The sequence below is a fragment of the Tenacibaculum geojense genome (assembly GCF_042676005.1).
GTDB lineage: Bacteria > Bacteroidota > Bacteroidia > Flavobacteriales > Flavobacteriaceae > Polaribacter > Polaribacter geojense.
In genome coordinates, this window is record NZ_JBHTJR010000030.1 from 63469 (window position 1) to 87980 (window position 24512).

Here is a 24512-nt window from a genome sequence, read left to right on the forward strand (position 1 = left end):
ATTTTGCGCATCTAAAATTTTAAAAAATTTAAAAATGAAAAAAGTATTAGCGTTAGCAATTTTATTTGGTGCTTTAACTTTAAATGCACAAGATAAAAAAGAAGAACCTAAAGAAGGATGGAAAAAGAGTGGTAACATTTCTTTCTTATTTAACCAATCTGCATTTAATAACTGGTTAGCAGGAGGTACCAATAATATTTCTGGTACTTTAGGCTTAAACTACGATTTTAATTATGTTAAAGGAGACTGGACATGGGATAACAAAATTATTGCATCATATGGTATCACCAAGTTAAAAGGTGAAGACATGCAAAAAACTGATGACCGTTTTGAATTTAATTCACTAGCAGGTAAAAAAGCATCTGAAAACTGGTATTATTCTGCTTTTTTCAATTTTAAAACTCAAATGTCATCTACAGATGTAAATGGTGTTCAGCAATCTCACTTTTTCTCTCCAGCATACTTCCAATTTGGACCTGGTATGTTATGGAAGAAGAATGATAATTTAAAAGTTAATATTGCTCCAGCTACTTCTAAATTAATCGTAGTACATGATGAGTTTACTGCACAAGATACTCCACAAGCTATTGAAAGTTTTAACGCTGCTGGTGGTTACTTTGGAGTTGAAGCAAATGAAACTTTACGTTATGAATTAGGTGCTGCTGTTAGTGCTTATTATAAGTTTACCTTAATGGAAAATGTATCTGTAGAAAATATTTTAAACTTATATAGCAACTACCTAGAAGATCCACAAAACGTAGATTTAGATTATACAGTAAATGTTGTAATGAAAATCAACAAGTATTTATCGGCTAATTTAGCTTTACAAGCAATTTATGATGATAATGCTTTTAAAGGATTTCAAACAAGAGAAGTATTTGGTTTAGGAGTTAATTACGGTTTCTAATCTTAATTTTATAATATATTTTAAACCTCAAGAGTTTACTCTTGAGGTTTTTTTTATTTTTACTAAAAAATTTATACTAATGACATTACTTATTGCTTACGCAGTTTTATCCATCTTCTTTTCTTTTCTATGTTCAATACTTGAAGCAGTATTACTAAGTGTTACTCCTACGTTCATTAATATTAAAAAGAATGAAGGAAAGTCTTATGCAGATGAATTAGAAGCGTTAAAGAAAGATGTAGATAAGCCTTTAATAGCTATTTTAACATTAAATACAATAGCTCATACTGTTGGTGCTATTTTAGTAGGTGTTCAAGCAGAACAATTACCTTATAAATTTGAGTTTTTAGGCATCAACATGGTTGGTATTGTTTCTGCTATTATGACTATTTTAATTTTAGTAGTTTCTGAAATTATTCCAAAAACCATTGGTGCAACTTATTGGAAATCTCTAGCTAATTTTACTGCTAAAGCTTTAAATGTTTTAATTTTTCCACTTAAATACACTGGTGTATTATGGATGTTGCAGTTAACAACAAAATTAATTGGAGGTAAAGGAGCGCATGGATCTAGTGTGTTGAGTAGAGAAGATTTTTCAGCTATGACTGAAATTGCTGAACAGGAAGGTGTTTTTCAAGAAAATGAAAGTAAGGTAATTAAAAACATGTTAAGTTTTAAAGAAGTTCAAGCGAAGCATGTTATGACACCTCGTACAGTATTAAAAACAGCCGATGAATCACATAGTATTCAATCTTTTTTTAATCAGAATCAAAATTTACGTTTTTCACGTATTCCAGTTTTTAGTTCAAATCCTGATAATATAACGGGCTACTTTTTAAAAAATGAATTACTAGAAGCCATAATAAATGGAAAAGGAGAAGAGCCTTTATCAACAATAAAAAGAACTATTATTATCACTCAAAGAGAAGTTCCAATTCCTGATTTGTTTGAAAAGTTTATTGGACAAAGAGAACATGTTGCTTTGGTTGTAGATGAATATGGTTCTGTTAGTGGTTTGGTAACACAAGAAGATGTTATTGAAACTTTATTAGGCCTTGAAATTATGGATGAAAGCGATAATGTTGCCGATTTACAGAGCTTAGCACGTAAAAGTTGGCTTCAGAGAGCAAAAAAACTAGGTTTATTGGAAGATAATCAAGATGTTGATGGAATATAATAATCATAAAAAAACCGCTGTTTAAACAGCGGTTTTTTTATGATTATATAAAAGTACTAATTATTAATAGTCCAAGAGATATAATATTGTGTTCCAATAGTACCTGTTCCTGGTACACTAACATAATCTTTACCAAGTAAATTAGTTCCACCTACTTTAATAAATGATTTAATTGAAGGAATTGTTAAGTTTAATTGTGCATCTAATACAACTCTTTCTTCAACTAAAGCATCAATAAACCTTGATTGGTATAAAAACTCATCTTGCCATCTACCATCTACTGCAAATCCAAAGTTTTTAAATAGTTTTTCATGACCTAAAGAAGCTTTAATTTGATGTTTAGGAGTGTTAAAAGATGGTTTAAAATCTAAATCATCTGAGTCTACTGAATAGTCAGAAAAAGCATAGCTAGCTCCTAAATCAAAACCTCCTAAAATTTTAGTTCCAAATCCTGCAGAAAACCCATAAGCATCAATTTCTGCATCTGTATTGGTTCTTAAAATATAACGTAAAATATCTTGTTGCGCTACAGCAGCTACAGCATCATTACTGTTAGTGTCATTTACGTCACCGTAAAACGGAGTAAATACCTGTTTAGTTGTAATAAAGTTTTGATGACGGTTATAAAATCCAACCATGTCAAACTCAAAAATATTACTCCCAATTGTAACCGCAGCTCTATAACCAAGTTCAAATGATTGTACTGTTTCAGGCTTAATGAAGTCTACTTGAGCAACTTCTAATAAAGCAGGATTTATTGTTCCTGATGATCTAAACTCATTCTGAAAAGCCTCTACAGAAGATGCAGTATACGAATTATAAAAAGCGTTTTCACCAGTTAATGTAACTGTTTGGTTAGGGTTTGATCTTAACTGTTGCACCGAAACTTCTCTATTCAAGTTTTCTTCTACAGTTCCTAAAAACACCCTGTCTCCTAATTGTAATCCTAAATATTGATCTTGTGATGTAGGGTTACGGAAGGCTGTCTGGAACGCTAATCTGAAGTTATGATTTTTACTTTCTCCAGCTGCATAAGAAACAGTTGCTCTTGGAGAGAATTTACCCTCAAAGTTTTTTGCTTTATCATAACGAACAGTTCCTGTAATCTTTAATCTATCATCATCAAATCTTTTCTGAACTTGTGAATATAAACCATAAGCTCGGTGTCTGATAACATCGTTATCATCTGTGTAAATTTCACCCTGAGAGTCTAATGCGAAACTTCTAAAGCTACCTCCAAATTGTATGTCTGCGAATTCAACAATTCCCGCTAAATTTAAATTGGCATCTACGTGATAATATCCTGTATTATCTCGTAATCTTGCTCCACCGTTGTTAATACTTGTGTTTTTTGCATTCTCTAAGGCAGCTTTATACTGAGGAGACCCTACAAGGTATCTTCCTGTTTCTGCTACCTGTCTTGCAAACGCATGTGCATTTTGTTCGCTTTGCCCTTGGTTTACAGCAGATAAATAAGCAATACCATATTGTCCAAAGTAATCTTCATGGTTTTTCCACTGATTTTCAACAAAAATACCTGCTAATCGTGAGTCAGTTGTTTGACCAGAATCATTATCAGTATAGTAAGCTCTTACAAAATAATTATCATCTTTTATTTCAAACTTATACTGTTGCATAAAACCACCTCGCTGATCATATCTGTTAGAAGCGTGAATAATATTATCAGATACATGTAATTTTGATCCTAAAATGATTTCTGCGTTATCAGTTCCCCAAGGTCTAAAATGTAAAGCACCATCAAAAGTTACATATTTTGTTGTATAGTTATTTAAATCCTTTTCTTCATAACCTACTCTTGATACATTTACATCTTCATCAATACTTTGGTAGGTATTTGCAGGTATTGGAGAACCATCAGGAAATGTAACACCTCTATTTTCAAGGTTTCTAATAATATCACGGAAATTAAATCCAATCTCATCTCCATATACATTTACTCCATCATATCCAGGGTTGTCGGCATGGCTAAACCCATCAATAATTTCTCCACCCTGACCAGTAGTATTTCGCTTGTCAGTAGCATGCCAATCTTCTCCTTTATTATAAACTAAGTTAACTTTGGCAGCAAAACTTTCACTAAATTTTTCAGCCATTCTTACACCAACGTCATAATATCCGTAAGTAGCTCTATTACCTTCATTTTGAACAGTTACTCCTGATTTAGTATACACAGAAATTCCAGTGTCTTCAAAAGGATTTTTACTAGTCATTAATAAGATACCATTAAATGCGTTTGCACCATATAAAGCTGATGCAGCACCTGGAAGAATCTCTACGTTTTTAACATCTAATTCATTTAAACCGAATAGATTACCAAATGAATATTCAAAAGTAGGAATAGAACTTTCGGCACCATCTACTAATTGTACAAAACGGTTGTTTAATGTATTCGCAAAACCTCGATTAGAAGTAACAATTTTAGTATTGTAATTGTTGTCTAAAATGTTAATTCCTTTCAAATTCTTAAGACTTTCATAAAAATTTGGAGAAGCTGTTCTCTTTATGTTTTTAGCACCAATTCTTTCAATAGTTACCGGAGATTCTAAAACTCTTTCAGGTGTACGTGATGCAGATAATACAATCTCATCTAATGCTAAAGCTTCTTTTAATATTACGTTAACTTCATCTTCAGCAGAAGTTATTTCAATAGTTTCTGTTTTATAACCAACAGATGAAACTTGGATTAGTAATGGGAATTTTTTTATTTCTAATTTGAATTCACCATTAAAATCTGATGTTGTTGTACCATTATTAAATCTAACAGTAGCTCCTGGAAAAGGCTCTAAATATTCGTCATAAACCGTTCCTGTAATTACTGATTGTGCACTTAGAATAAATGTGCTTAATGACAGTAATGCTGTGAGTAAAAATCTGGTCATTTTGGCTGTATTTGGTTGTTAATTTTTGTTTAGAAACACAAATTTTAATTATCTTGTAAAGTAAAGTTAATAGGGAATCCATACTTTACAGATGTTGGTTTTCCATCTTTAACCCCAGGGATAAACTTAGGTAAGTTAGAAACTACTCTTGCAGCTTCATCATTTAAAAGCTTAGCTCCCTTAGGTCCTAACGTTTTAATGTTAGAAACATTTCCGTCTTTATCAATGATAAAACGAACCCAAACCTCTCCTTCAATTTTATTTATAGCAGCTTCTGTTGGATAGCTGAAATAATTTTGAATATGTTTGATCATTTCAACGTTAAAACAATCGATTTGATCTTCTTTGTCTTTTCCTTTACAAGAAGCAAACGAAGGTAAATCATCTACTGTGCTAAATTTTTCAGCCATTCTTACTTCTTCTGCTGATAGACTGTTTTTTAACGCAGCAACATTGCTTTTTAAGGTTAATGATTTATCTAAACCTGAGGAAGTATTTGTATTGGCAATTCCTGAAGTGTTTAAATTATCTACACCTGTAGCTAATTGTTTTTTCTGGATAGTACGTTTTTTCAAAAATCTTCTTGAAGCAGAAACATTCACCGAGATTTGTCTTGCTCTTTTACTCTTTCCTTTTTTTGAAGGTTTAATAGTACATTTTGTAATACTATTAAGATCTAACATTGCGCTTTCTTCGGGAGTTTCACATACCTCATTTTTTTGCGCGAACGAAATACTAGTAACAAGTACTAGTACTATTGCAAATATTTTTTTCATGTGTGTGGTAGGTTATACTTTAATATTATCTAAATTTTACTCATTATAACATCTGCAAATATAATGCCATAAAAAAGTATGCAAAAATAATGAGAAAAACAATACTATCAAAAGTTTTTCGTTTTTTTAACGTTAGTTTTCAGGGGTTTAGCTGTATTCTTCATATAAGAAATCGTTATAAGGAAAACGTTGTGTATGAATTTTTCGCACCTCTACGTACACTTTGTCTTTAAAATCTTCTAAATTATCTTTATTTATTGCGGATATGAAAATAGATTCTTTATCAGAATCATTTAACCAAGTTTTCTTCCAGTCTTGTAAAGTATAGTGTTTTTTTGTCTTTTCTGTAGTCAAATCATCCTCTTCAATTGATTCATGTGTATATGCGTCAATTTTATTAAACACCATTAAAGTTGGTTTATCACCACTTTTAATTTCATTTAAAATATTATTTACAGATGAAATATGGTCTTCAAAGTTAGGATGAGAAATGTCAACTACATGAAGTAATAAATCGGCCTCTCTTACTTCGTCTAGAGTAGACTTGAAAGATTCTACTAGTTGTGTTGGTAGTTTTCTTATAAAACCAACAGTATCTGCCATTAAAAAAGGAATGTTTTTAATGACAACTTTCCTGACTGTAGTATCTAAGGTTGCGAAAAGCTTATTTTCTGCAAATACATCACTTTTACTAATTACATTCATCAAGGTTGATTTACCTACGTTGGTGTATCCTACTAAAGCAACTCTAACTAATTTACCTCTGTTTTTACGCTGAACAGCCATTTGCTTGTCAATAGTGGCTAATTTTTTCTTTAGCAACGTAATTTTATCTCTAATTATACGACGGTCTGTTTCAATTTCTGTTTCTCCAGGTCCACGCATACCAATCCCCCCTTTTTGCTTGTCAAGGTGTGTCCACATTCTTGTTAGTCTAGGAAGTAAGTATTCGTATTGTGCAAGTTCTACTTGTGCTTTTGCAGAACTTGTTTGTGCTCTGCTTGCAAAAATATCTAAGATTAAATTTGTTCTATCTAAAATTTTACAATCTAAAATACGTTCGATATTTCTTAGTTGAGCAGGTGAGAGTTCATCATCAAAAATAGCCGTTCCTATATTGTTAGATTCAATGTACGCTTTAACGTCATCTAGTTTTCCTGTTCCTAAGAATGTTTTAGGATTTGGTTTATCTAGTTTTTGAGTAAAACGCTTTACAGGTACACCACCTGCTGTATGAGTTAAAAACTCTAATTCATCTAAATATTCTTCAGATTTAGCTTCATCTTGATATTGGGTTATAATTCCTATTAAAACCGCTTTTTCTGATATGGCTTCTCTTGTTTCTATCATAGTTTACAAAAGTACAAAATTCTTAAATTTGCAACTATGTTTGCTTTGGTTGATTGTAATAATTTTTATGCGTCTTGTGAACGTGTGTTTAATCCTAATTTATTAGGAAAACCTGTTGCTATTTTATCAAATAACGACGGTTGTGTAATATCACGCAGTGATGAAGCAAAAGCTTTAGGTTTACCAATGGGAGCGCCAATTTTTAAATGGAAATCATTTTGCAAAGCTAATAATGTCAATGTTCTATCCTCTAATTATCCTTTATATGGTGATATGAGTGATCGAGTAATGAGTATTTTATCTCAGTTTACTCCTGATATTGAAATTTATAGTATTGACGAATCTTTTCTTGAATTTAAAGGTTTTGATGGTTTTGACTTTTCAGATTATGGCCAGCAAATTCGTCAAAGAATACTTAAATGGACTGGAATACCAACTTGTGTAGGTGTTGCTCCTACCAAAGCTCTTAGTAAAGTTGCAAATAAAATAGCACGATCAAATATCAAGAAATCAAAAGGTGTTGTTGTAATTAATTCTGATGAAAATAGAATTAAGGCGCTTCAATGGCTACCAATCGAAAAGGTTTGGGGAATAGGTCACAGACTGCAAAAAAAGTTGAAAGCTAAAGGTTGCAGTACGGCTTATGATTTTACTATGCTTGATAGTGAATGGGTGCGAAAAACTTTTTCAATAACCTTATGGAAACTTCAGCAAGATTTAAAAGGCATATCTGCTATTAGTTTAGATGAGCCACAAACCAAAAAAGCCATCGCTACCACGCGTAGCTTTGAACAATCTGTTACTGATATTTCATACATAAAAGAACGTGTATCAACATTTGCAGTTACCTGTGCTGAAAAGATGAGAAAACAAAATAGCAGTTGTCATATGGTAATTGTTACGCTAAGAAGTGATTCATTCAGAAAAGAATTGGAGCAACATAGAGTAAGTAGAACTGTAATTTTACCACATCCAACAAACTCTTCTTTGGTAATCGCTAAAAGTGCTGTTACGGCTTTAGATAGTATGTTTAAACAAGGGGTTCATTATAAAAAAGCAGGTGTAATTGTTACTGGACTTGTGCCTGATGATAATTTTCAATTAGATTTATTTCTTTCTGAAAACCCTAAGCATAAGCCTCTAATGAAAACAATCGATTTAATCAATAAAAAATATAAGGCAAATACTATTAAATTAGCAAGTCAAGATTTAAAGAGAACATGGAAGATGAAACAGAATCATCTTACTCCAAAATATACCACTAATATTAATGATATCTTTATCGTAAAATGAATATGCAATCTCAAAATTTAATTTTTTTCACCCCCAAAAACATTTTTAGCGAAGGAGCTATTTTTTTTGATACCGGAATTTCTGCCGGTTTTCCTTCTCCAGCAGATGATTTTAAAGAAACAAGAATTTCTTTAGATGAAGAACTTATAAAGAATAAAGAAGCTACTTTTTTTGCTAGAGTAAGTGGACAATCTATGATAGGCGCAGGTTTAGATGACAATGATTTATTAGTTATTGATAGAAGCATTGAGCCTACTGATAATAAAATTGCTGTTTGTTTTTTAGATGGTGAGTTTACAGTAAAACGTTTACGAGTTGAAGGTGAAAATGTATGGCTACAACCAGAAAATCCTAATTATCCAGTAATTAAGATTACAGAAGACAATAATTTTGTTATTTGGGGTATCGTAACCAATGTAATTAAAAGAGTTTAAATGTCTAAATGTAAACGTAAGAGCATTCACACCGTTGCTTTTTATAATGTTGAAAATTTATTTGATACCAAAAATGATCCTCTCAGAAATGATGATGATTATACACCGGCTGGATCTAGACGTTGGAGTTTAAAAAAATACCATCACAAACTAAGAAAATTAGGTTCAGTAATAAGTCAAATAGGAAAAAATGTTTCTGCATACCCTCCAACATTAGTTGGCTTAGCAGAAGTTGAAAACTCCACTGTTGTAAATGATTTAATGAATAGTAAGTATTTAAAAAAGTATCATTATGATTATGTTCATTACGAATCTTCTGATGAAAGAGGTATTGATGTAGCATTGATGTACAATAAACAATTTTTTGAATATTTATCATCAAAAACATATCAGGTTTTACTTTTTGATGAAGAGGGAGCTAGGGATTATACAAGAGATATTTTACTAGTTAGCGGCAATTTAAATGGAGAATTGGTTCATATAATTGTTAATCATTGGCCATCAAGAAGAGAAGGTGAAGAGAAATCTGAGTATAAAAGAATAGAGGCAGCAAAGGTTGTTCGTAACATCATTAATGATTTATCCGATAAAGTTTCAAATCCTAAGATTGTAATTATGGGTGATTTTAATGATAATCCTGATAATTTAAGCATCCAAGAACATTTAGTTGATGGATCTCTGTACAATCCAATGAATTCTCTGTTTAAAAAAGGCCAAGGAAGTTTATCTTATAATGGAAAATGGAATTTATTTGATCAAATTATTTTTTCAAAAAACTTTTTTAATTCAAATGAATCGATTCACACCTTTATAAGAGCAGAAATATTTAAGCAAGAGTGGTTAAAGGTTTTTAAGGGTAAATTAAAAGGTAGTCCATTTAGAACCTATATTGGTCCGTGGTATAAAGGAGGATTTTCTGATCACTTACCAGTTTATGTTTATTTTCAGAAAGACATTTAAAAAAAACCGATACTAAAATGTATCGGTTTTTTTATATAATTTATTTATTAATTACTCAACAGTAACAGATTTAGCCAAGTTTCTTGGTTGATCAACATTTTTACCTAACATTACCGCAATGTGATATGATAAAAGCTGGAAAGGAATTGTTGTTAATAAAGGGGTAAATGCTTCTTCAGTTTCAGGGATTTCAATAACATGATCTGCTATTTCTTTTACCGTTTCATCTCCTTCAGTAACAACTGCAATAATCTTACCGCTTCTCGATTTTATTTCTTGTATATTACTAACTACTTTTTCATAATGACCTTTACGTGTAGCAATTACAAAAACAGGCATGTTCTCGTCAATTAAAGCAATTGGTCCGTGTTTCATTTCTGCAGCAGGATATCCTTCTGCATGAATGTATGAAATCTCTTTAAGTTTTAAAGCTCCCTCTAAAGCTACGGGGAAGTTAAACCCTCTACCTAGGTATAAGCAATTAGTAGCGTCTTTGTAGACTTTTGCTATTTCTTGAACTTGATCATCTATTTTTAGCAACTGTTCAACCTGTTTAGGTATTTGTTGCATTGTTTGTAAATAGGTGTTTACAGCAGATTTAGATAATGTGCCTTTAGCTTGAGCAAGTTTTAAAGCAATTAAAGAAAGTACTGTAATTTGTGTAGTAAACGCTTTGGTTGATGCTACACCAATTTCTGGTCCTGCATGAGTATATGCACCAGCATTAGTTTCTCTAGCTATAGATGAACCAACAACATTACAAACACCAAAAACAAATGCCCCTTTAGATTTTGCTAATTTAATAGCAGCTAAAGTGTCTGCTGTTTCTCCTGATTGAGAAATAGCGATAACAACATCTTTTGGAGTTATAATAGGGTTTCTGTATCTAAATTCAGAAGCGTATTCAACTTCCACAGGAACCCTTGCTAAGTCTTCAAATAAATATTCACCAACTAAACCTGCATGCCATGAAGTACCACAAGCAACAATAATAATTCTGTCAGCATTTAAAAACTTAGACATATTATCATCTACCCCTGCCATTCTTATAATGCCTTCGTCAGCGAGCATTCTACCTCTGTAGGTATCTGTTATAGCTTTAGGTTGTTCGTAAATTTCTTTTAACATAAAATGGTCGTAACCGGCCTTTTCTATTTGGTCTAAGCTTAATTGTAGCTCTTGAATATTGGCATCAACTAGTTTATCTCCATCAATTTTACGAACTTTAATTCCTTTATTCTTCTTTATTATTGCTAGTTCACCATCTTCAAGGTATACAGCATCTTTAGTATACTCTATAAAAGGTGAAGCATCAGAAGCAACAAAAAACTCTTCGTTATTTTTACCAATACCAATAGCTATAGGACTTCCTAAACGAGCAACAACTAATTCATTAGGTTTGGTTTTATCAAAAACAGCAATAGCATATGCACCAATAACGTTGGTTAGTGCTAATTGAACTGCTTTTCCAAGTTTACACTTTTCCTTTTTCTTAACCTCTTCAATAAGGTTAATCAAAACTTCAGTATCTGTATCACTTTGAAATTCATAACCACGTGTAATTAACTCTTTTTTAATTGTATCGTAGTTTTCAATAATACCATTATGAACAATTACTAAATCACCAGATTGAGAAAAATGAGGATGCGAGTTAACGTTATTTGGAACTCCATGAGTAGCCCAACGTGTATGACCGATTCCTATTGTTCCTTTTTTTAGTTGCTCATCTTTGTTAGTTATAACTTCTAAGTCAGCAACTTTACCTTTTGTTTTTGATAAGTGCATTAACTCACCATCATACATCATGATTCCTGCACTGTCATATCCTCTATATTCTAACCTTTTTAACCCGTTTATTACAATTGGGTAGGCGTCTCTTTCTCCTATATATCCTGTTATTCCACACATAACAACCTTATTCTGAATATGAAATGATTAATTTAGCTCTTTTGGATCCGTTTTCTTGTAGGTGATTTAATAAACGTACAGATCTTGGATTCCAATTATATGTTTTAACGATGGTATCTAATGCGTTGTTTGAAAAAGGCACGTCAGTATCTACATTGTATACCTTCAAAACTAAATTAGGATTAGTATTTATTTCTCCACTAAGTAAATCAGATATGTAGTCTCCTATTCTAATTTCATATTTTTCAGGGTTATCATCAGTATCATATTGTAGAGCGCCACCAAAGAAAGAAGATTCTGAGTAAGCATCTTTTATATGAGATCCTGGGTTTCCTTTTTTGTAAGCAAATAAACGTAACGGAACATCCTCTGTATCTTGATTTTCATCAATGTAAAAAGTAAGTAAAGCATCATTAATTAACCAGTCTTTACCTCTAAGTTCTGCTAGTTTTTCATCATCTAAAATTTTAATTTCAGCCATGGTTCCTGCTGTACCCTGAATCATAAATGTGTTATTAGGTACAGTTGTTGATGCATTTGTCATTTTATAATGACTATTTCTTACTCCACTTAAAGGGAACGAATATTTGGTAGGAATACTGTCTTTGTAAACACGTTCGGTTTGTCCTTCTACTTCTTCCATTCTTGTAATGTTGTAGTAAAATTCTAAACGAGCATTTGTTAAAGATAATGGCACCATACTTCCGTTGGTTCCTTCTGCTTTAATAATTACTCCTCTAAAGTAGTTTTGAAACTCTTCACTACCTTCAAATTCAGGATCGTTAAATTTATCCCAGAACAATTCTTTCATTCTATTCTTATCAAGAGGAATAGCTAAAAAAGGAACGCTGTTTTCTTGCTTTATAGTGTCATTAAAAACAATACCTGTACTTAAGGTTCTTGTAAATTCAACGATAGTATCCGTTCCTTGTGGTTTAAATTCATAAACTGAATTATCTGTTAAGTTTTCAATATCATCATATTCTTGGTTGGATTGAAAACTGTTAAACTCACTTGGGTCGTTAGGATTTAAAGTGTTTAAGAATGTGTTATTTCTTAAAACACTTAAGTTTACAGCGGTATTGTTATCTCCTAATAATGAATCTAGATCAAATACGGGTCTTCCATCTGCTAAATTTTCTAATTTAGTTGAAGCATATGGAATGGTCAGTACAACATGATCAAGAGTGTAGATAGAATCTATACTATCTAACGTAGATATTTGCTCATTTCGTAAAGCTGATAAATAACCAATTTGACTTACTATAGATGCTTCAATAGTTTTTGCTTGAGGTTTATTGTAAACTCCAAGTAAATACTCACCTAATGCCCCAATACCCACATTGTCTGCTCTTACAGATTCAACATCTAAAGGAGTTATTTCAATTTCTATAGTGTCTTTACCAGTGCTGAATTGGCTGTTGTCAACAACGCTACTTCCTACGTCTCTAAAATCTTTTTCACACGAAATACTTAAAGATAATAGCGCAACAAAGGCAGCTGAGTAAAATATTTTTTTCATTTAGTGATTTCTAAATTATTCGGTTATACCTAAAACGTCTTGTTTGTAAAAGTTTAAATAGGCTTCGTTTAGCAATTCTTGTTCTTGATAACTTAATACTTTAACTCCGCTTTTTTCAATGAATTGTTCTAATTCATCATCGTAAGATTCACTACCTTTTATAATGGCATCTGAATTTTCTACAGCGGTTTTTAAAATATTAATATGATTTGGAGTAGCTAAAGATGCAGATTTTTTAGTGTCAACTTTGTCAAAAGTTACTTTGTTAACAAGATCTTCATTTAGGTTACCCTCAAATTCATTATTATATAAAGAAGTTACAATTTTACTTTCAGCAAATAAAGGCTCTTCTTTGTAATATTCTTTTAAGTAAAGAGGTAATAAAGAAGCCATCCAACCATGAACATGAATAATATCTGGTGCCCAGTTTAATTTTTTCACAGTTTCCACAACACCTTTAGCAAAGAAAATCATTCGTTCGTCGTTGTCACTAAACAATTGATCGTCTTCATCGGTATACATGGCTTTGCGCTTAAAATATTCATCGTTGTCAATAAAATATACCTGCATGCGCTCTTTTGGAATTGAAGCAACTTTAATAATCAGCGGCATATCCATGTCGTTAATTATTAAGTTCATTCCTGAAAGTCGAATTACTTCGTGAAGCTGGTGTCTGCGTTCGTTAATAACACCAAAACGAGGCATAAAAATTCTAGTTTGTACTCCTTTTGAGTGTGCAAATCTTGCAACGTTGAATGCGGTAGATGATAATTCTGTTTCTGGTAGGTAAGGAACCACCTCTGAAGAAACATACAATATTCTCTTATCCTTCATAAGAATAGAAATCTTTTTTATAAAGACGCAAAACTACGAAATTTTATGCTAAAATCCTGTTAAATTGCTAATTTTGCATTTTATTTAAGAAATCTATAATGAAGATATTCGATTCTAAATCTGATGTTGAAAATTATCTGTCAGAATTAAAAAATGATAATAAAACCATCGGGTTTGTACCAACAATGGGAGCTTTGCATCCCGGGCATTTGTCATTGGTTAAACGTTCTAAAAAGAAAAATGATATCACTGTGGTAAGTGTTTTTGTTAACCCTACACAGTTTGATAATAAGGAGGACTTAGATAAATATCCTCAAACTTTAAAAAATGACATTAAGTTGTTAGAAAGTGTAGCTTGCGATGTGTTGTTTGCTCCATCAGTTGAAGAAATTTATGAAGATAGAATAGAGGCAGAAAAATTTGACTTTGATGGATTGGAGTTTGAAATGGAAGGGAAGTTTAGAGATGGTCACTTTGATGGAGTAGGAACTATTGTAAAAACATTATTTGAAATAGTAAAACCTAACAATGCTTACTTCGGAAAAAAAGATTTTCAGCAATTACAAATCATAAAAAAATTAGTAGAAAAGCATCAATTACCGGTTAAGGTTAAGGGAATGCCTATTTTTAGAGAAAATGATGGTTTGGCAATGAGTTCAAGAAACACTAGGCTAACAATAGAGCATAGAGAAGCTGCGCCGTTTATTTATAAAACTTTGAAAAAGGCCAAAAAGAAGTTTGGCATAAAAAATGTTGAAGAGATAGAGGCTTGGGTAATGAAACAATTCAAAAAACATCCATTATTAGATTTGGAATATTTTACCATAGCTGATGAATCCACATTAAAAACAATTAAAAATATAGCACCAAATAAAAAATACAGAGCTTTTATTGCAGTTTTTGCAGGTGAAATACGCTTAATTGATAATATGCAATTTAAAATTCAAAACAATTAACAAACAAAAAAGATTAAATTTCTTAAAAATAGTATTTTTGTAGCATGTTAGTACAAGTAGTAAAATCTAAAATACACCGCGTTAAAGTAACTAATGCGGATTTAAATTACATAGGAAGCATCACCATTGATGAAGATTTAATGGATGCGGCCGGAATTATTGAAGGTGAAAGAGTTCAAATTGTTAACAACAATAATGGAGAACGTTTAGAAACTTATGCCATTCCAGGTCCAAGAAAAAGTGGTGAAATCACGCTTAATGGTGCTGCCGCAAGAAAAGTACAAAAAGGAGATGTGCTTATTTTAATTGTGTATGCGTTCATGGAGTTAGAAGAAGCAAAAAAATTCAAACCACAGTTAGTATTTCCTAACGAAGAAAACAACTTATTATCATAGTTTGAATTTATCTGTAAAAAAAATTATAAAAACTATATTGCCTCTCGCTTTGGGAGGTTTTTTAGTATGGTATTCTATCTCAAAAATATCTATTAATACTTTATTGCAGTATTTTAAAGATGCCAATTATTGGTGGATTGCTTTAGGATTGTTTTTTGGAGTATTGAGTCATCTATCAAGAGCTTATCGATGGAAATATTTATTAGAGCCAATGGGATATAAGCCGGATTTTGGAAATAGTACTATGGCTGTATTAGTGGCTTACTTGGTCAATTATGCAGTTCCTAGAGCTGGTGAAGTATCAAGAGCAGCAGTGATGGCTAACTACGAGAGAATACCATTTGAAAAAGGATTTGGTACCATTGTAGCAGAGCGAATTGCAGATTTGTTAATGATGTTGTTAATAATTGTAATTACATTATTTGTTCAGTTTGATTTCATTTATAATTTATTAACTAAAAATGTTAATCCAATTAAAGTAATTGTATTGCTTATAGGCTTGGTTTTAGGCTTTCTATTATTTACACAGTATGTAAAAAGAGCAAAATCAGGTTTTGGATTAAAAATTAAAAACTTTGTAGCTGGTTTAATAGAAGGAGCTACGAGTATTTTTAAAATGAAAAATAAATGGGCCTTTATTTTTCATACCGTATTTATATGGCTAATGTATGTGCTAATGTTTTGGGCTACAATTCCAGCTATAGAAGGTTTAAGTGTTCCTATAGGGGCTGTTTTAATTGGTTTTATAGCAGGTGGTTTTAGTATAGCTGCAACTAACGGAGGGATAGGCTTATATCCTGTTGCTGTTGCAGGTGCTTTTGCATTATTTAATATAGCTGAAGAACCAGCAAATGCTTTTGGTTGGATTATGTGGACTGCTCAGACTGTAATGATAATTGTTTTTGGTGGTCTATCATTTTTAGCTTTGCCCTTGTATAATAAAAATAAATAATAGTTTTAGGGCGTTTTTCAAGCGATCTACTTTTTATATTCGGTTTTTTAAAGTTTAACTTAATCTCCAAAAAAGGATTTAAAGAAAACTTTAAAACTAAACGTAAAAAATATTATTTTCTAATTTTTAATTTCTAATAATGGCAAAAACCAAAACTACTTTTTTCTGTCAAAATTGTGGAACTCAACATGCACAATGGGTTGGTCAATGTTCAACGTGTAAACAATGGAATACGGTAGTTGAAGAAGTACTGCAAAAAGAAGAAAAAAGAAATTGGAAACAATCATCAGAAGCTAAAAAAGTATCAAAACCATTACGTGTTAATGAAATTGTATTAAATCCGGAAGAACGAATTTATACAAATAATGCAGAGTTAGATAATGTATTAGGAGGTGGTTTAGTAAAAGGTTCAGTAACTTTATTAGGTGGAGAACCAGGTATAGGTAAGTCAACACTATTATTACAAGTAGCGCTTACAATTTCACAAAAAGTATTGTATGTGTCTGGAGAAGAAAGCCAGTCTCAAATAAAAATGAGAGCAGAAAGGCTAGATGCAGAAAATTCTAATTGTTTAATTCTTACAGAAACTAATACGCAAAATATTTTTAAAAATATAGAGGAAGTCCAGCCAGATGTGTTGGTTATAGATTCTATACAAACGCTTCATACAAATACTATTGAGGCCTCTCCAGGAAGTATTTCACAAATTAGAGAAACATCGGCAGAGTTGATAAAGTTTGCAAAAGAAACTGCTACTCCAGTTTTATTAATTGGCCATATAAATAAAGAAGGACATATTGCTGGACCAAAAATTTTAGAGCACATGGTTGATGTAGTTTTGCAGTTTGAGGGCGATAGAAATCATACTTATCGAATTTTACGTTCACAAAAAAACCGTTTCGGATCAACCGCAGAACTTGGTATCTATGAAATGTTATCTAATGGGTTACGAGAAGTATCCAATCCATCAGAAATTTTGATTTCCAAAAAAGATGCAGATTTAAGTGGAACAGCTATCGCATCTACCCTAGAAGGTGTTCGGCCTTTAATGATAGAAATTCAAGCTTTAGTTTCAACAGCTGTTTACGGAACTCCACAGAGGTCTACTACTGGCTATAATTTAAAGAGATTAAACATGATTTTGGCGGTCTTAGAGAAACGTGCAGGTTTTAAATTAGGAGCTAAAGATGTGTTTTTAAATGTTACGGGCGGTATAAATGTGGATGATCCTGCTATTGATTTAGCGGTGGTTGCTGCTATTTTATCTTCTAACCAAGATATTGCTATAAATCCAAATGTGTGTTTTGCTGCAGAAGTTGGCTTGGCAGGAGAAATTCGTCCAGTTTCAAGAATAGAACAGCGAATAAATGAGGCTGAAAAGTTAGGATACAAAACAATAGTAGCTTCTAAGTACAATAAAATTTCATCTCAAAACCACAAAATACGCCTTGTTTTAGTGGGTAAAATTGAGGAAGCGTTTGCTACCTTATTTGCATAAAAAAACTCGTTTTAAACGAGTTTTTTTAGATTGTAATTATAATTGGTTTACTTTTTGTTTACCTCTTTAATGTATTTTTCAAGAGCCATTGTCATTGAAGGTGTTTCTGGAGTAGGTGCAGCAATATCTACACGTAAACCTCTATCTTCAACTGCTTTTTTAGTAGTGTTACCAAACACGGCAATTCTAGTATTGTTTTGCTTAAAATCTGGAAAGTTCTGGAATAAACTATCAATTCCAGATGGGCTAAAGAATACTAAAATATCATAAAATACATCTTCTAAATCAGATAAATCACTTACAACAGTTCTATATAAGTCAGCACGAGTCCAGTCAATTTTTAACTTATCTAGTTGTTCCGGAACCTCGGGCTTTAATTTATCAGATGATGGAAGTAAAAACTTCTCATCTTTGTGTTTTTTAATTAAAGCAGTTAGTTCAGGAAAAGTACGTGTACCAACATAAATTTTACGTTTACGGTACACAACATATTTTTGTAGGTAATAAGCTACAGCCTCTGATTGGCAAAAATATTTTAAGCTATCAGGTACAGTATAACGCATTTCTTCAGCAATTCTGAAAAAATGATCTACGGCATTTCTACTGGTTAAAATGATAGCGGTGTAATTTTTTAAGTCAATTTTATTTGCGCGAACTTCCTTTACAGGAATACCTTCCACGTGAATAAAAGAACGAAAATCAACCTTCACTTTTTGTTTATCAGCCAAATCAAAATACGGTGAAGTTTCCGTTTTTGGTTTTGGTTGAGATACTAAGATAGTCTTAACTTTCATAAAACTTTTTCTTTATTTATTTATTGTTTTATAGAGGATTAACAAAGGTGCTAATTCGAGAGTGCAAAAGTACAAAATAAAATAAAACAACTTACGAAAGACTATTTTTTTGTTGTTTAAAAGGATTAAAAAACCTCTGAATAAGCTGATTATCATAACAACCCATAAAAGTAAAACAGGGCTTTTTAACCAGTACAAATGAATTATTAACAACGGAAAAAGCCATAAGCTTAGTGTATATAAGTATCCGTTTTTTGTAAACAAAAAATATCTAATATCTTCTTCAATATCAAAAACATAAGCTAAAGCTTGATTTAATGCTATTTTGATTATGTAATATATTACTACACCTGTTAATAAACTACTAAACACCCAAAAGTTTTGCTGAATATTAAAAAATGGAAGTAAAGAATACCCCGCAATGGTAATAATAATCATACTAAATGAAAATAGTAATAAATGAAACGGAGAGAAAAATGAAGGATTTTCTTCCGCTCTTTTCTCTATAAAACCTTGTGCAAAAAAAGCAACAAAGTAACCATACAAACGTTTGGGTTTGTATAGTTTCATTAGTGCCAATAACATAATAGCTACTAAAAACAACAGGGTAATCCAGTCGTTAGATAAAAAGTTACGTTCTATAGCTTCCATTCAATTAACACAAAATTAGCAATAAATTAGTGTATCTTTGTGCAACTTTTACATGAAATTCTATTTATGTCCGATACGCTAGTTATAATTCCAACCTATAACGAAAAAGAAAATGTTGAAGCAATTATTAAAGCTACTTTTAATCAAGATAAAGCTTTTGATGTTTTAATTGTTGATGATAATTCACCTGATGGAACAGCAGATATTGTAACACAATTACAAAAAGAATACCCTGACAGATTATTTTTAGAAAAAAGATCTGGTAAAAACGGTTTAGGTACTGCTTATATTCATGGTTTTAAATGGGCTTTGCAAAGACACTATGAATTTATAGTGGAGATGGATGCCGATTTCTCTCACAACCCAAAAGATTTAGTAAGACTTTATGAATCATGTACTCAAGATGGAGCAGATGTTTCTGTTGGTTCACGTTATTCTGTAGGTGTAAATGTTGTTAACTGGCCTATGAAGCGTGTATTACTTTCTTATTTTGCATCAAGATATGTACGTTTTATTACCGGAATTCCAGTGCATGATACTACAGCAGGTTTTGTATGTTGGAGTAGAAAAGTGTTAGAAACCATGAATTTAGACAAAATTAAATTTGTAGGTTATGCTTTTCAAATAGAAATGAAGTTTAAAGCCTGGAAACATGGCTTTAGTATTAAAGAAGTATCAGTGGTATTTACAGATAGAACCAAAGGAGAATCTAAAATGAGTGGCGGAATTATTTCTGAAGCTTTGTTTGGAGTTATAAAAATGAAACTAAAAGGATTACCAAAATAACATGACAACATCATTCTTAATTAAAAACGCAAATATTGTTAACGAAAATCAAACTTTTAAAGGCGATGTGCTTATTGAAGGTGAGTTAATAAAAAAAATAGGTACTAATTTAGTAGCACCTGAAAATGCAGAGATTATAGATGCAAACGGAAGTTACTTAATTCCAGGAATGATTGATGATCAGGTACATTTTAGAGAACCAGGCTTAACTCATAAAGCTAATATTGCTACAGAAAGTAAGGCTGCTATTGCAGGAGGTATAACTTCTTTTATAGAAATGCCAAACACGGTACCACAAGCTACTACTCAAAAGCTTTTAGAAGATAAGTTTGAAATTGCCAGTAACACCTCTTATGCAAACTACTCTTTTATGTTTGGAGGAACTAATGACAACTTAGAAGAATTATTAAAAACAGATAAAAAAAATGTAGCAGGTATTAAGTTGTTTTTAGGCTCATCTACAGGAAATATGTTAGTGGATAACCAAGAGGTTTTAGAAAAAATATTTTCATCTACAAAAATGTTAATATCTGTTCATTGTGAAGATGAACAAACAATTAGAGAAAACACAGCAAAATTTAAAGAAGAATACGGAGAAGATATTCCAATTAAATACCATCCAGTAATAAGAAGCGAAGAAGCTTGTTATTTATCTTCTTCAAAAGCTATAGAATTAGCTAAAAAAACAGGTGCAAGATTGCATGTTTTTCATCTTTCTACCGAGAAAGAAACACATTTATTCAGAAATGACATTCCGTTAGAAGAAAAGCAAATTACTGCAGAAGTTTGTATTCACCATTTATGGTTTACAGACGCTGATTATGATAAAAAAGGCACGCATATTAAGTGGAATCCTGCTGTTAAATCTCAAAAAGATAAAGACGGTTTATGGAAAGCTTTATTAGATGATAGAATAGATGTGATTGCTACCGATCATGCGCCTCATACTTTAGAAGAAAAATCAAATGTTTATACCAAAGCACCAAGTGGTGGACCATTAGTGCAACATGCCGTAATTGCTTTATTCGAAAAAGTTAAAGAAGGAGTAATTTCTGTTGAAAAAGTAGTGGAAAAAATGAGTCATAACCCGGCAAAATTATTCCAAGTTGAAAATAGAGGATTTGTTAAAGAAGGTTTTTATGCTGATTTAGTATTGGTAAACCCAAATGATGCATGGACGGTAGCTAAAGATAACGTTTTATACAAATGTGGGTGGTCTCCGTTTGAAGGAACTACTTTCTCTTCTAAAATAACCCATACTTTTGTAAATGGTAATTTAATGTACAATAACGGTGCTTTTAATGAAGAAATTAAAGGGAAGCGATTAACATTTAATAGATAAATGAGAGGTACTAGTTTAATAATTTTTGTTTTTATACTATTGTCTTGTACAAGTAACACAGTATATAAAAAACCAGAAGGTTTAATTCCTAAAGATACTATGATTGCTTTGTTAACAGATATGTACATTGCCTCTGCAGCAAAAAACACAAAAAACAAGTTTTTACAAAATAGAGTTAATTACATGTATTTAGTACATGAAAAGTATGGTATAGATAGTACTCGTTTTGATATGAGTAACACTTATTATACATCTAAAATTGAAGAGTATAACGATTTAATTAAAGAGGTTAAAAAAAGGTTAGAAGCTAAACACGAAGTGTATGTTAAATTAGTGGATAGTTTAGATTCTATTAAACGTAAAAATGTTGTCAAACCTAAAAAAGATACGCTTCGAAGAAAAAAACTTAAAAAAAGTTTAGCAATTCCTAAAAAAATAGATGAAACTGAAGAATTAGAGTAAATATTCTTTGCATACAGTTTTAATAACAATATCAAGGCTCTCAAATGAAAAATTGAGGGCTTTTTTAATTTTTTCTGAAGAATATTCTTCCCTGTTGTGAGATGATTTAGCTGAATTTTTTGTAAGCATAGGGGCTTTACCTGTAATTTTAGTTACTATCCAATCTAAACGCCAAAAGATACTAGTTAATAACGGACTTATTTTTATAGAAGGTCTTTTTACATTAAAAGTATCAGCAATGGTAAAAAATAAGCTTTTAAAAGATTTGTTTTCGGCAACCAAAATAAAACGTTCGTTTTTTATATCAGATTTCATCAGTTGAATCATACTATTAACCACATCTTTTACACCAACAAAACCTGTAACTCCTTCTGTATAAAATTTAAAACCTTTATAAATTTGATCAAATAGCTTACCAGACCCTTCTTTAAAAAATCCTCCACCTAAAATAACACCAGGATTAACAATAACAACATCAACACCTTCTTGACTTGCTCTCCACACTTCCATTTCTGCACCATATTTGGTAATAGCATACCCGTGTTTATTACCATTATCAACCCAATCGTTTTCTTCGGTTACAATGTTGTTATTAATAGCATCTCCAATTGCAGCAATAGAACTAACATAGCATAGTTTTGTTACATTATGAGCGATACAAAAATTAACAATATTAGCTGTGCCTTCAATATTAATCTTTCTCATAGTGAGATAATCTTTAGGATCAAAAGAAACTAGCGCAGCACAATGATAAACTTTGGTAATAGGTTTTGAAAAAACTTCTTGTAATGCAGGAATTTCAGTAATATCTGCTTTTAACCATGATATTTTACTAAACTCTTTTTCAATATTGTTAGTGTAATAAGAAAATACTTTTTTAGTGCTCTGTAGTTTTTCTTCAGATCTGTAAATGGCAAAAATTTGATCATTATTTTGAGTTAAATGATATAATAAATGCGAGCCAACTAAACCGGTACCTCCTGTAACTAAAATCATACTACGAAAATATAATTTTTTTACATGATAAATGTATCTTTGTGAGTCTAAAATTAAACACGATGACCAAGAATTTAGTAGAAGAATTACGTTGGAGAGGTATGATTCATGATATGATGCCTGGAACTGAAGAGCAATTACAAAAAGAAATGACAAGCGCTTATATTGGTTTTGATCCAACCTCAGATTCGTTACATATTGGTAGTTTAGTACCAATTATATTGTTGGTGCATATTGAAAAAGCTGGCCACAAGCCATTTGCATTAGTGGGTGGAGCAACAGGAATGATTGGTGACCCGTCTGGTAAGTCTGACGAAAGAAATCTGCTAGATGAAGAAGCTTTAGCTAATAATGTAGCAGGAATAAAAAGAACCTTAAGTCGTTTTTTAAATTTTGATAATGGTTCTAAAAATTCACCTGTATTGGTAAATAATTACGATTGGATGAAAGATTTTTCATTCATAGAATTTGCACGTGATGTAGGTAAAAGGCTTACAGTAAACTATATGATGGCTAAAGATTCTGTTAAAAAGCGTATTTCTGGGGATGCAGGGAGCGGTATGAGCTTTACAGAATTTACCTATCAGCTAATTCAAGGTTATGATTTTTACCATTTATACAAAAACCACGGATGTAAATTACAAATGGGTGGGTCAGATCAATGGGGAAATATAACTACAGGAACTGAGTTAATTAGAAGAATGACCGATGAAGGCGCTGACAAGGCTTTTGCCATGACGTGTCCTTTAATTACAAAAGCAGACGGTTCAAAGTTTGGAAAATCTGAAGGAGGAAATGTTTGGTTAGATGCTGATAAAACATCAGTATATAAATTTTACCAGTTTTGGTTAAATACTTCTGATGAAGATGCCGAAAAGTATATAAAAATATTTACATTCTTAGATAAAGAAATTATAAATGGGTTAATTGAAGAGCATAAAGAAGCACCTCATTTACGTATTTTACAAAAAAGATTGGCCGAAGAGGTAACAACTTTTGTACATTCTCAAGAAGAATTAGAAAAAGCAATTGCTGCGTCTAATATTTTGTTTGGAAAATCTACTGCAGATGATTTAAAAAGTTTAGATGAACAAACATTTTTAGATGTTTTTGATGGTGTTCCTCAAGCTTCAATTTCTGAAGAAGATATTAATGAAGGGTTAGATATGATTGCAGCATTAGCAGCAAAAACCAACTTTTTAAAATCTAATGGAGACGCAAGAAGAGCTTTAAAAGAAAACTCTATATCTGTTAATAAAGAAAAAGTAAAAGATGATTTTATAATTGCTAAAGATCATTTAATAGCAGGTAAATATGTTTTACTTCAACGCGGAAAGAAAAATTACTTTTTATTAAAAGTATCATAAATAAAAAATCCTTGGCTTAGCTAAGGATTTTTTTTAACTGAGGGAAATATATTGAATTAAGACACTGCTTTTAACTCAAAAGTTAACGGACAGCGTTTACAGTTGATGCCTTTTTTCTTGTATTTATTACAACATTTGCTTTTTGGTTTCAAACAATTGGAAGCACAAGCAGCAGAACAGCCACTTTCTTGCTTAGGAATAGTTACAACAGGTGTTATTTTTTTAACTTGAGGTTGATAAAAAACAATCATA

The 24512-nt window shown here is 31.5% G+C and carries 23 protein-coding genes; 13 read left to right on the forward strand and 10 right to left on the reverse strand.

From position 1 onward, the window contains the following. Positions 1-34: 34 nt before the first annotated feature. Together ACFQ1U_RS05760 and ACFQ1U_RS05765 are read left to right on the forward strand one after the other, a co-directional pair. The gene (locus tag ACFQ1U_RS05760) at positions 35-907 is read left to right on the forward strand and encodes a DUF3078 domain-containing protein (protein ID WP_386106253.1); all 873 of its coding nucleotides are present in this window, start codon (positions 35-37) and stop codon (positions 905-907) included. Positions 908-986: 79 nt separating this feature from the next. Beyond that, positions 987-2084 (forward strand): CNNM domain-containing protein, encoded by a 1098-nt coding sequence (locus tag ACFQ1U_RS05765; protein WP_386106255.1) that lies wholly within the window; start codon positions 987-989, stop codon positions 2082-2084. A 56-nt stretch (positions 2085-2140) separates the two neighbouring features. On the opposite strand, the gene ACFQ1U_RS05770 is transcribed toward ACFQ1U_RS05765, so the two are convergent. From ACFQ1U_RS05770 to hflX, 3 genes are all read right to left on the reverse strand, one after another. Continuing rightward, complete coding sequence (locus tag ACFQ1U_RS05770) at positions 2141-4984, reverse strand: TonB-dependent receptor plug domain-containing protein (protein WP_386106257.1); 2844 nt, start codon at positions 4982-4984, stop codon at positions 2141-2143. Positions 4985-5028: 44 nt separating this feature from the next. Further along, positions 5029-5760 carry an energy transducer TonB gene (locus tag ACFQ1U_RS05775; protein ID WP_386106259.1) on the reverse strand — a complete coding sequence of 244 codons (732 nt, stop codon included), beginning with the start codon at positions 5758-5760 and terminating at the stop codon, positions 5029-5031. A gap of 147 nt (positions 5761-5907) precedes the next feature. After that, positions 5908-7110 carry a GTPase HflX gene (hflX, locus tag ACFQ1U_RS05780; RefSeq protein WP_386106261.1) on the reverse strand — a complete coding sequence of 401 codons (1203 nt, stop codon included), beginning with the start codon at positions 7108-7110 and terminating at the stop codon, positions 5908-5910. A gap of 36 nt (positions 7111-7146) precedes the next feature. On the opposite strand from hflX, the gene ACFQ1U_RS05785 reads away from it, so the two are divergent. The 3 genes from ACFQ1U_RS05785 to ACFQ1U_RS05795 are packed head-to-tail and all read left to right on the forward strand — an operon-like array spanning position 7147 to position 9797. Continuing rightward, entirely contained in the window at positions 7147-8403 is a 1257-nt protein-coding gene (locus ACFQ1U_RS05785; RefSeq protein ID WP_386106263.1) for a Y-family DNA polymerase, read from the forward strand. 2 nt (positions 8404-8405) lie between these two features. Then, positions 8406-8837 carry a LexA family protein gene (locus ACFQ1U_RS05790; protein WP_386106394.1) on the forward strand — a complete coding sequence of 144 codons (432 nt, stop codon included), beginning with the start codon at positions 8406-8408 and terminating at the stop codon, positions 8835-8837. Beyond that, on the forward strand, positions 8838-9797 hold the full coding sequence (locus ACFQ1U_RS05795; RefSeq protein ID WP_386106265.1) for an endonuclease/exonuclease/phosphatase family protein: 960 nt from the start codon (positions 8838-8840) through the stop codon (positions 9795-9797). A 51-nt stretch (positions 9798-9848) separates the two neighbouring features. Here the strand turns inward: ACFQ1U_RS05795 and glmS are convergent, their stop codons facing one another. From glmS to ACFQ1U_RS05810, 3 genes are read right to left on the reverse strand one after another with little or no spacing between them, the layout of a single operon-like run. Beyond that, a complete protein-coding gene (gene glmS, locus ACFQ1U_RS05800; protein ID WP_386106267.1) occupies positions 9849-11705 on the reverse strand; it encodes a glutamine--fructose-6-phosphate transaminase (isomerizing) in 1857 nt (618 codons plus the stop codon). Between the two features lie 7 nt (positions 11706-11712). Further along, positions 11713-13227 (reverse strand): DUF4270 family protein, encoded by a 1515-nt coding sequence (locus ACFQ1U_RS05805; protein WP_386106269.1) that lies wholly within the window; start codon positions 13225-13227, stop codon positions 11713-11715. Positions 13228-13242: 15 nt separating this feature from the next. Next, complete coding sequence (locus ACFQ1U_RS05810; protein WP_386106271.1) at positions 13243-14061, reverse strand: glycogen/starch synthase; 819 nt, start codon at positions 14059-14061, stop codon at positions 13243-13245. A gap of 98 nt (positions 14062-14159) precedes the next feature. Between ACFQ1U_RS05810 and panC the strand changes: the two genes are divergently transcribed. The 4 genes from panC (at position 14160) to radA (ending at position 17862) form a co-directional block, all read left to right on the forward strand. Next, positions 14160-15017, forward strand: a complete 858-nt coding sequence (panC, locus tag ACFQ1U_RS05815) for a pantoate--beta-alanine ligase (protein WP_386106273.1) — start codon at positions 14160-14162, stop codon at positions 15015-15017. Between the two features lie 44 nt (positions 15018-15061). Continuing rightward, positions 15062-15412: an aspartate 1-decarboxylase gene (gene panD, locus ACFQ1U_RS05820; RefSeq protein ID WP_386106275.1), complete on the forward strand. Its 351-nt coding sequence runs from the start codon at positions 15062-15064 to the stop codon at positions 15410-15412. 1 nt (position 15413) lies between these two features. Next, positions 15414-16364, forward strand: coding sequence for a lysylphosphatidylglycerol synthase transmembrane domain-containing protein (locus ACFQ1U_RS05825; RefSeq protein ID WP_386106277.1), 951 nt, complete (start codon positions 15414-15416; stop codon positions 16362-16364). A 139-nt stretch (positions 16365-16503) separates the two neighbouring features. Further along, positions 16504-17862, forward strand: coding sequence for a DNA repair protein RadA (gene radA / locus ACFQ1U_RS05830; protein ID WP_386106279.1), 1359 nt, complete (start codon positions 16504-16506; stop codon positions 17860-17862). Positions 17863-17909: 47 nt separating this feature from the next. On the opposite strand, the gene ACFQ1U_RS05835 is transcribed toward radA, so the two are convergent. Both ACFQ1U_RS05835 and ACFQ1U_RS05840 read right to left on the reverse strand, forming a co-directional pair. After that, positions 17910-18656, reverse strand: coding sequence for a uroporphyrinogen-III synthase (locus ACFQ1U_RS05835; protein WP_386106281.1), 747 nt, complete (start codon positions 18654-18656; stop codon positions 17910-17912). 12 nt (positions 18657-18668) lie between these two features. Continuing rightward, entirely contained in the window at positions 18669-19307 is a 639-nt protein-coding gene (locus ACFQ1U_RS05840; RefSeq protein WP_386106284.1) for a DUF4271 domain-containing protein, read from the reverse strand. Positions 19308-19373: 66 nt separating this feature from the next. Between ACFQ1U_RS05840 and ACFQ1U_RS05845 the strand changes: the two genes are divergently transcribed. Genes ACFQ1U_RS05845 through ACFQ1U_RS05855 form a run of 3 tightly spaced genes read left to right on the forward strand, consistent with a single transcriptional unit; the run spans position 19374 to position 21897 of the window. After that, positions 19374-20093 (forward strand): polyprenol monophosphomannose synthase, encoded by a 720-nt coding sequence (locus ACFQ1U_RS05845; RefSeq protein WP_386106286.1) that lies wholly within the window; start codon positions 19374-19376, stop codon positions 20091-20093. Position 20094: 1 nt separating this feature from the next. Then, entirely contained in the window at positions 20095-21435 is a 1341-nt protein-coding gene (locus ACFQ1U_RS05850; RefSeq protein ID WP_386106288.1) for a dihydroorotase, read from the forward strand. Then, the gene (locus ACFQ1U_RS05855; RefSeq protein ID WP_386106290.1) at positions 21436-21897 is read left to right on the forward strand and encodes a DUF4296 domain-containing protein; all 462 of its coding nucleotides are present in this window, start codon (positions 21436-21438) and stop codon (positions 21895-21897) included. On the opposite strand, the gene ACFQ1U_RS05860 is transcribed toward ACFQ1U_RS05855, so the two are convergent. Continuing rightward, positions 21889-22893 carry an SDR family oxidoreductase gene (locus ACFQ1U_RS05860; protein ID WP_386106292.1) on the reverse strand — a complete coding sequence of 335 codons (1005 nt, stop codon included), beginning with the start codon at positions 22891-22893 and terminating at the stop codon, positions 21889-21891. The genes ACFQ1U_RS05855 and ACFQ1U_RS05860 overlap by 9 nt on opposite strands. 62 nt (positions 22894-22955) lie before the next feature. Between ACFQ1U_RS05860 and tyrS the strand changes: the two genes are divergently transcribed. Further along, positions 22956-24260: a tyrosine--tRNA ligase gene (gene tyrS / locus ACFQ1U_RS05865; RefSeq protein ID WP_386106294.1), complete on the forward strand. Its 1305-nt coding sequence runs from the start codon at positions 22956-22958 to the stop codon at positions 24258-24260. 56 nt (positions 24261-24316) lie between these two features. Here tyrS and ACFQ1U_RS05870 read toward each other — a convergent pair whose 3' ends face one another. Beyond that, positions 24317-24511 carry a hypothetical protein gene (locus tag ACFQ1U_RS05870; protein ID WP_386106296.1) on the reverse strand — a complete coding sequence of 65 codons (195 nt, stop codon included), beginning with the start codon at positions 24509-24511 and terminating at the stop codon, positions 24317-24319. Between the last annotated feature and the right edge of the window lies 1 nt (position 24512).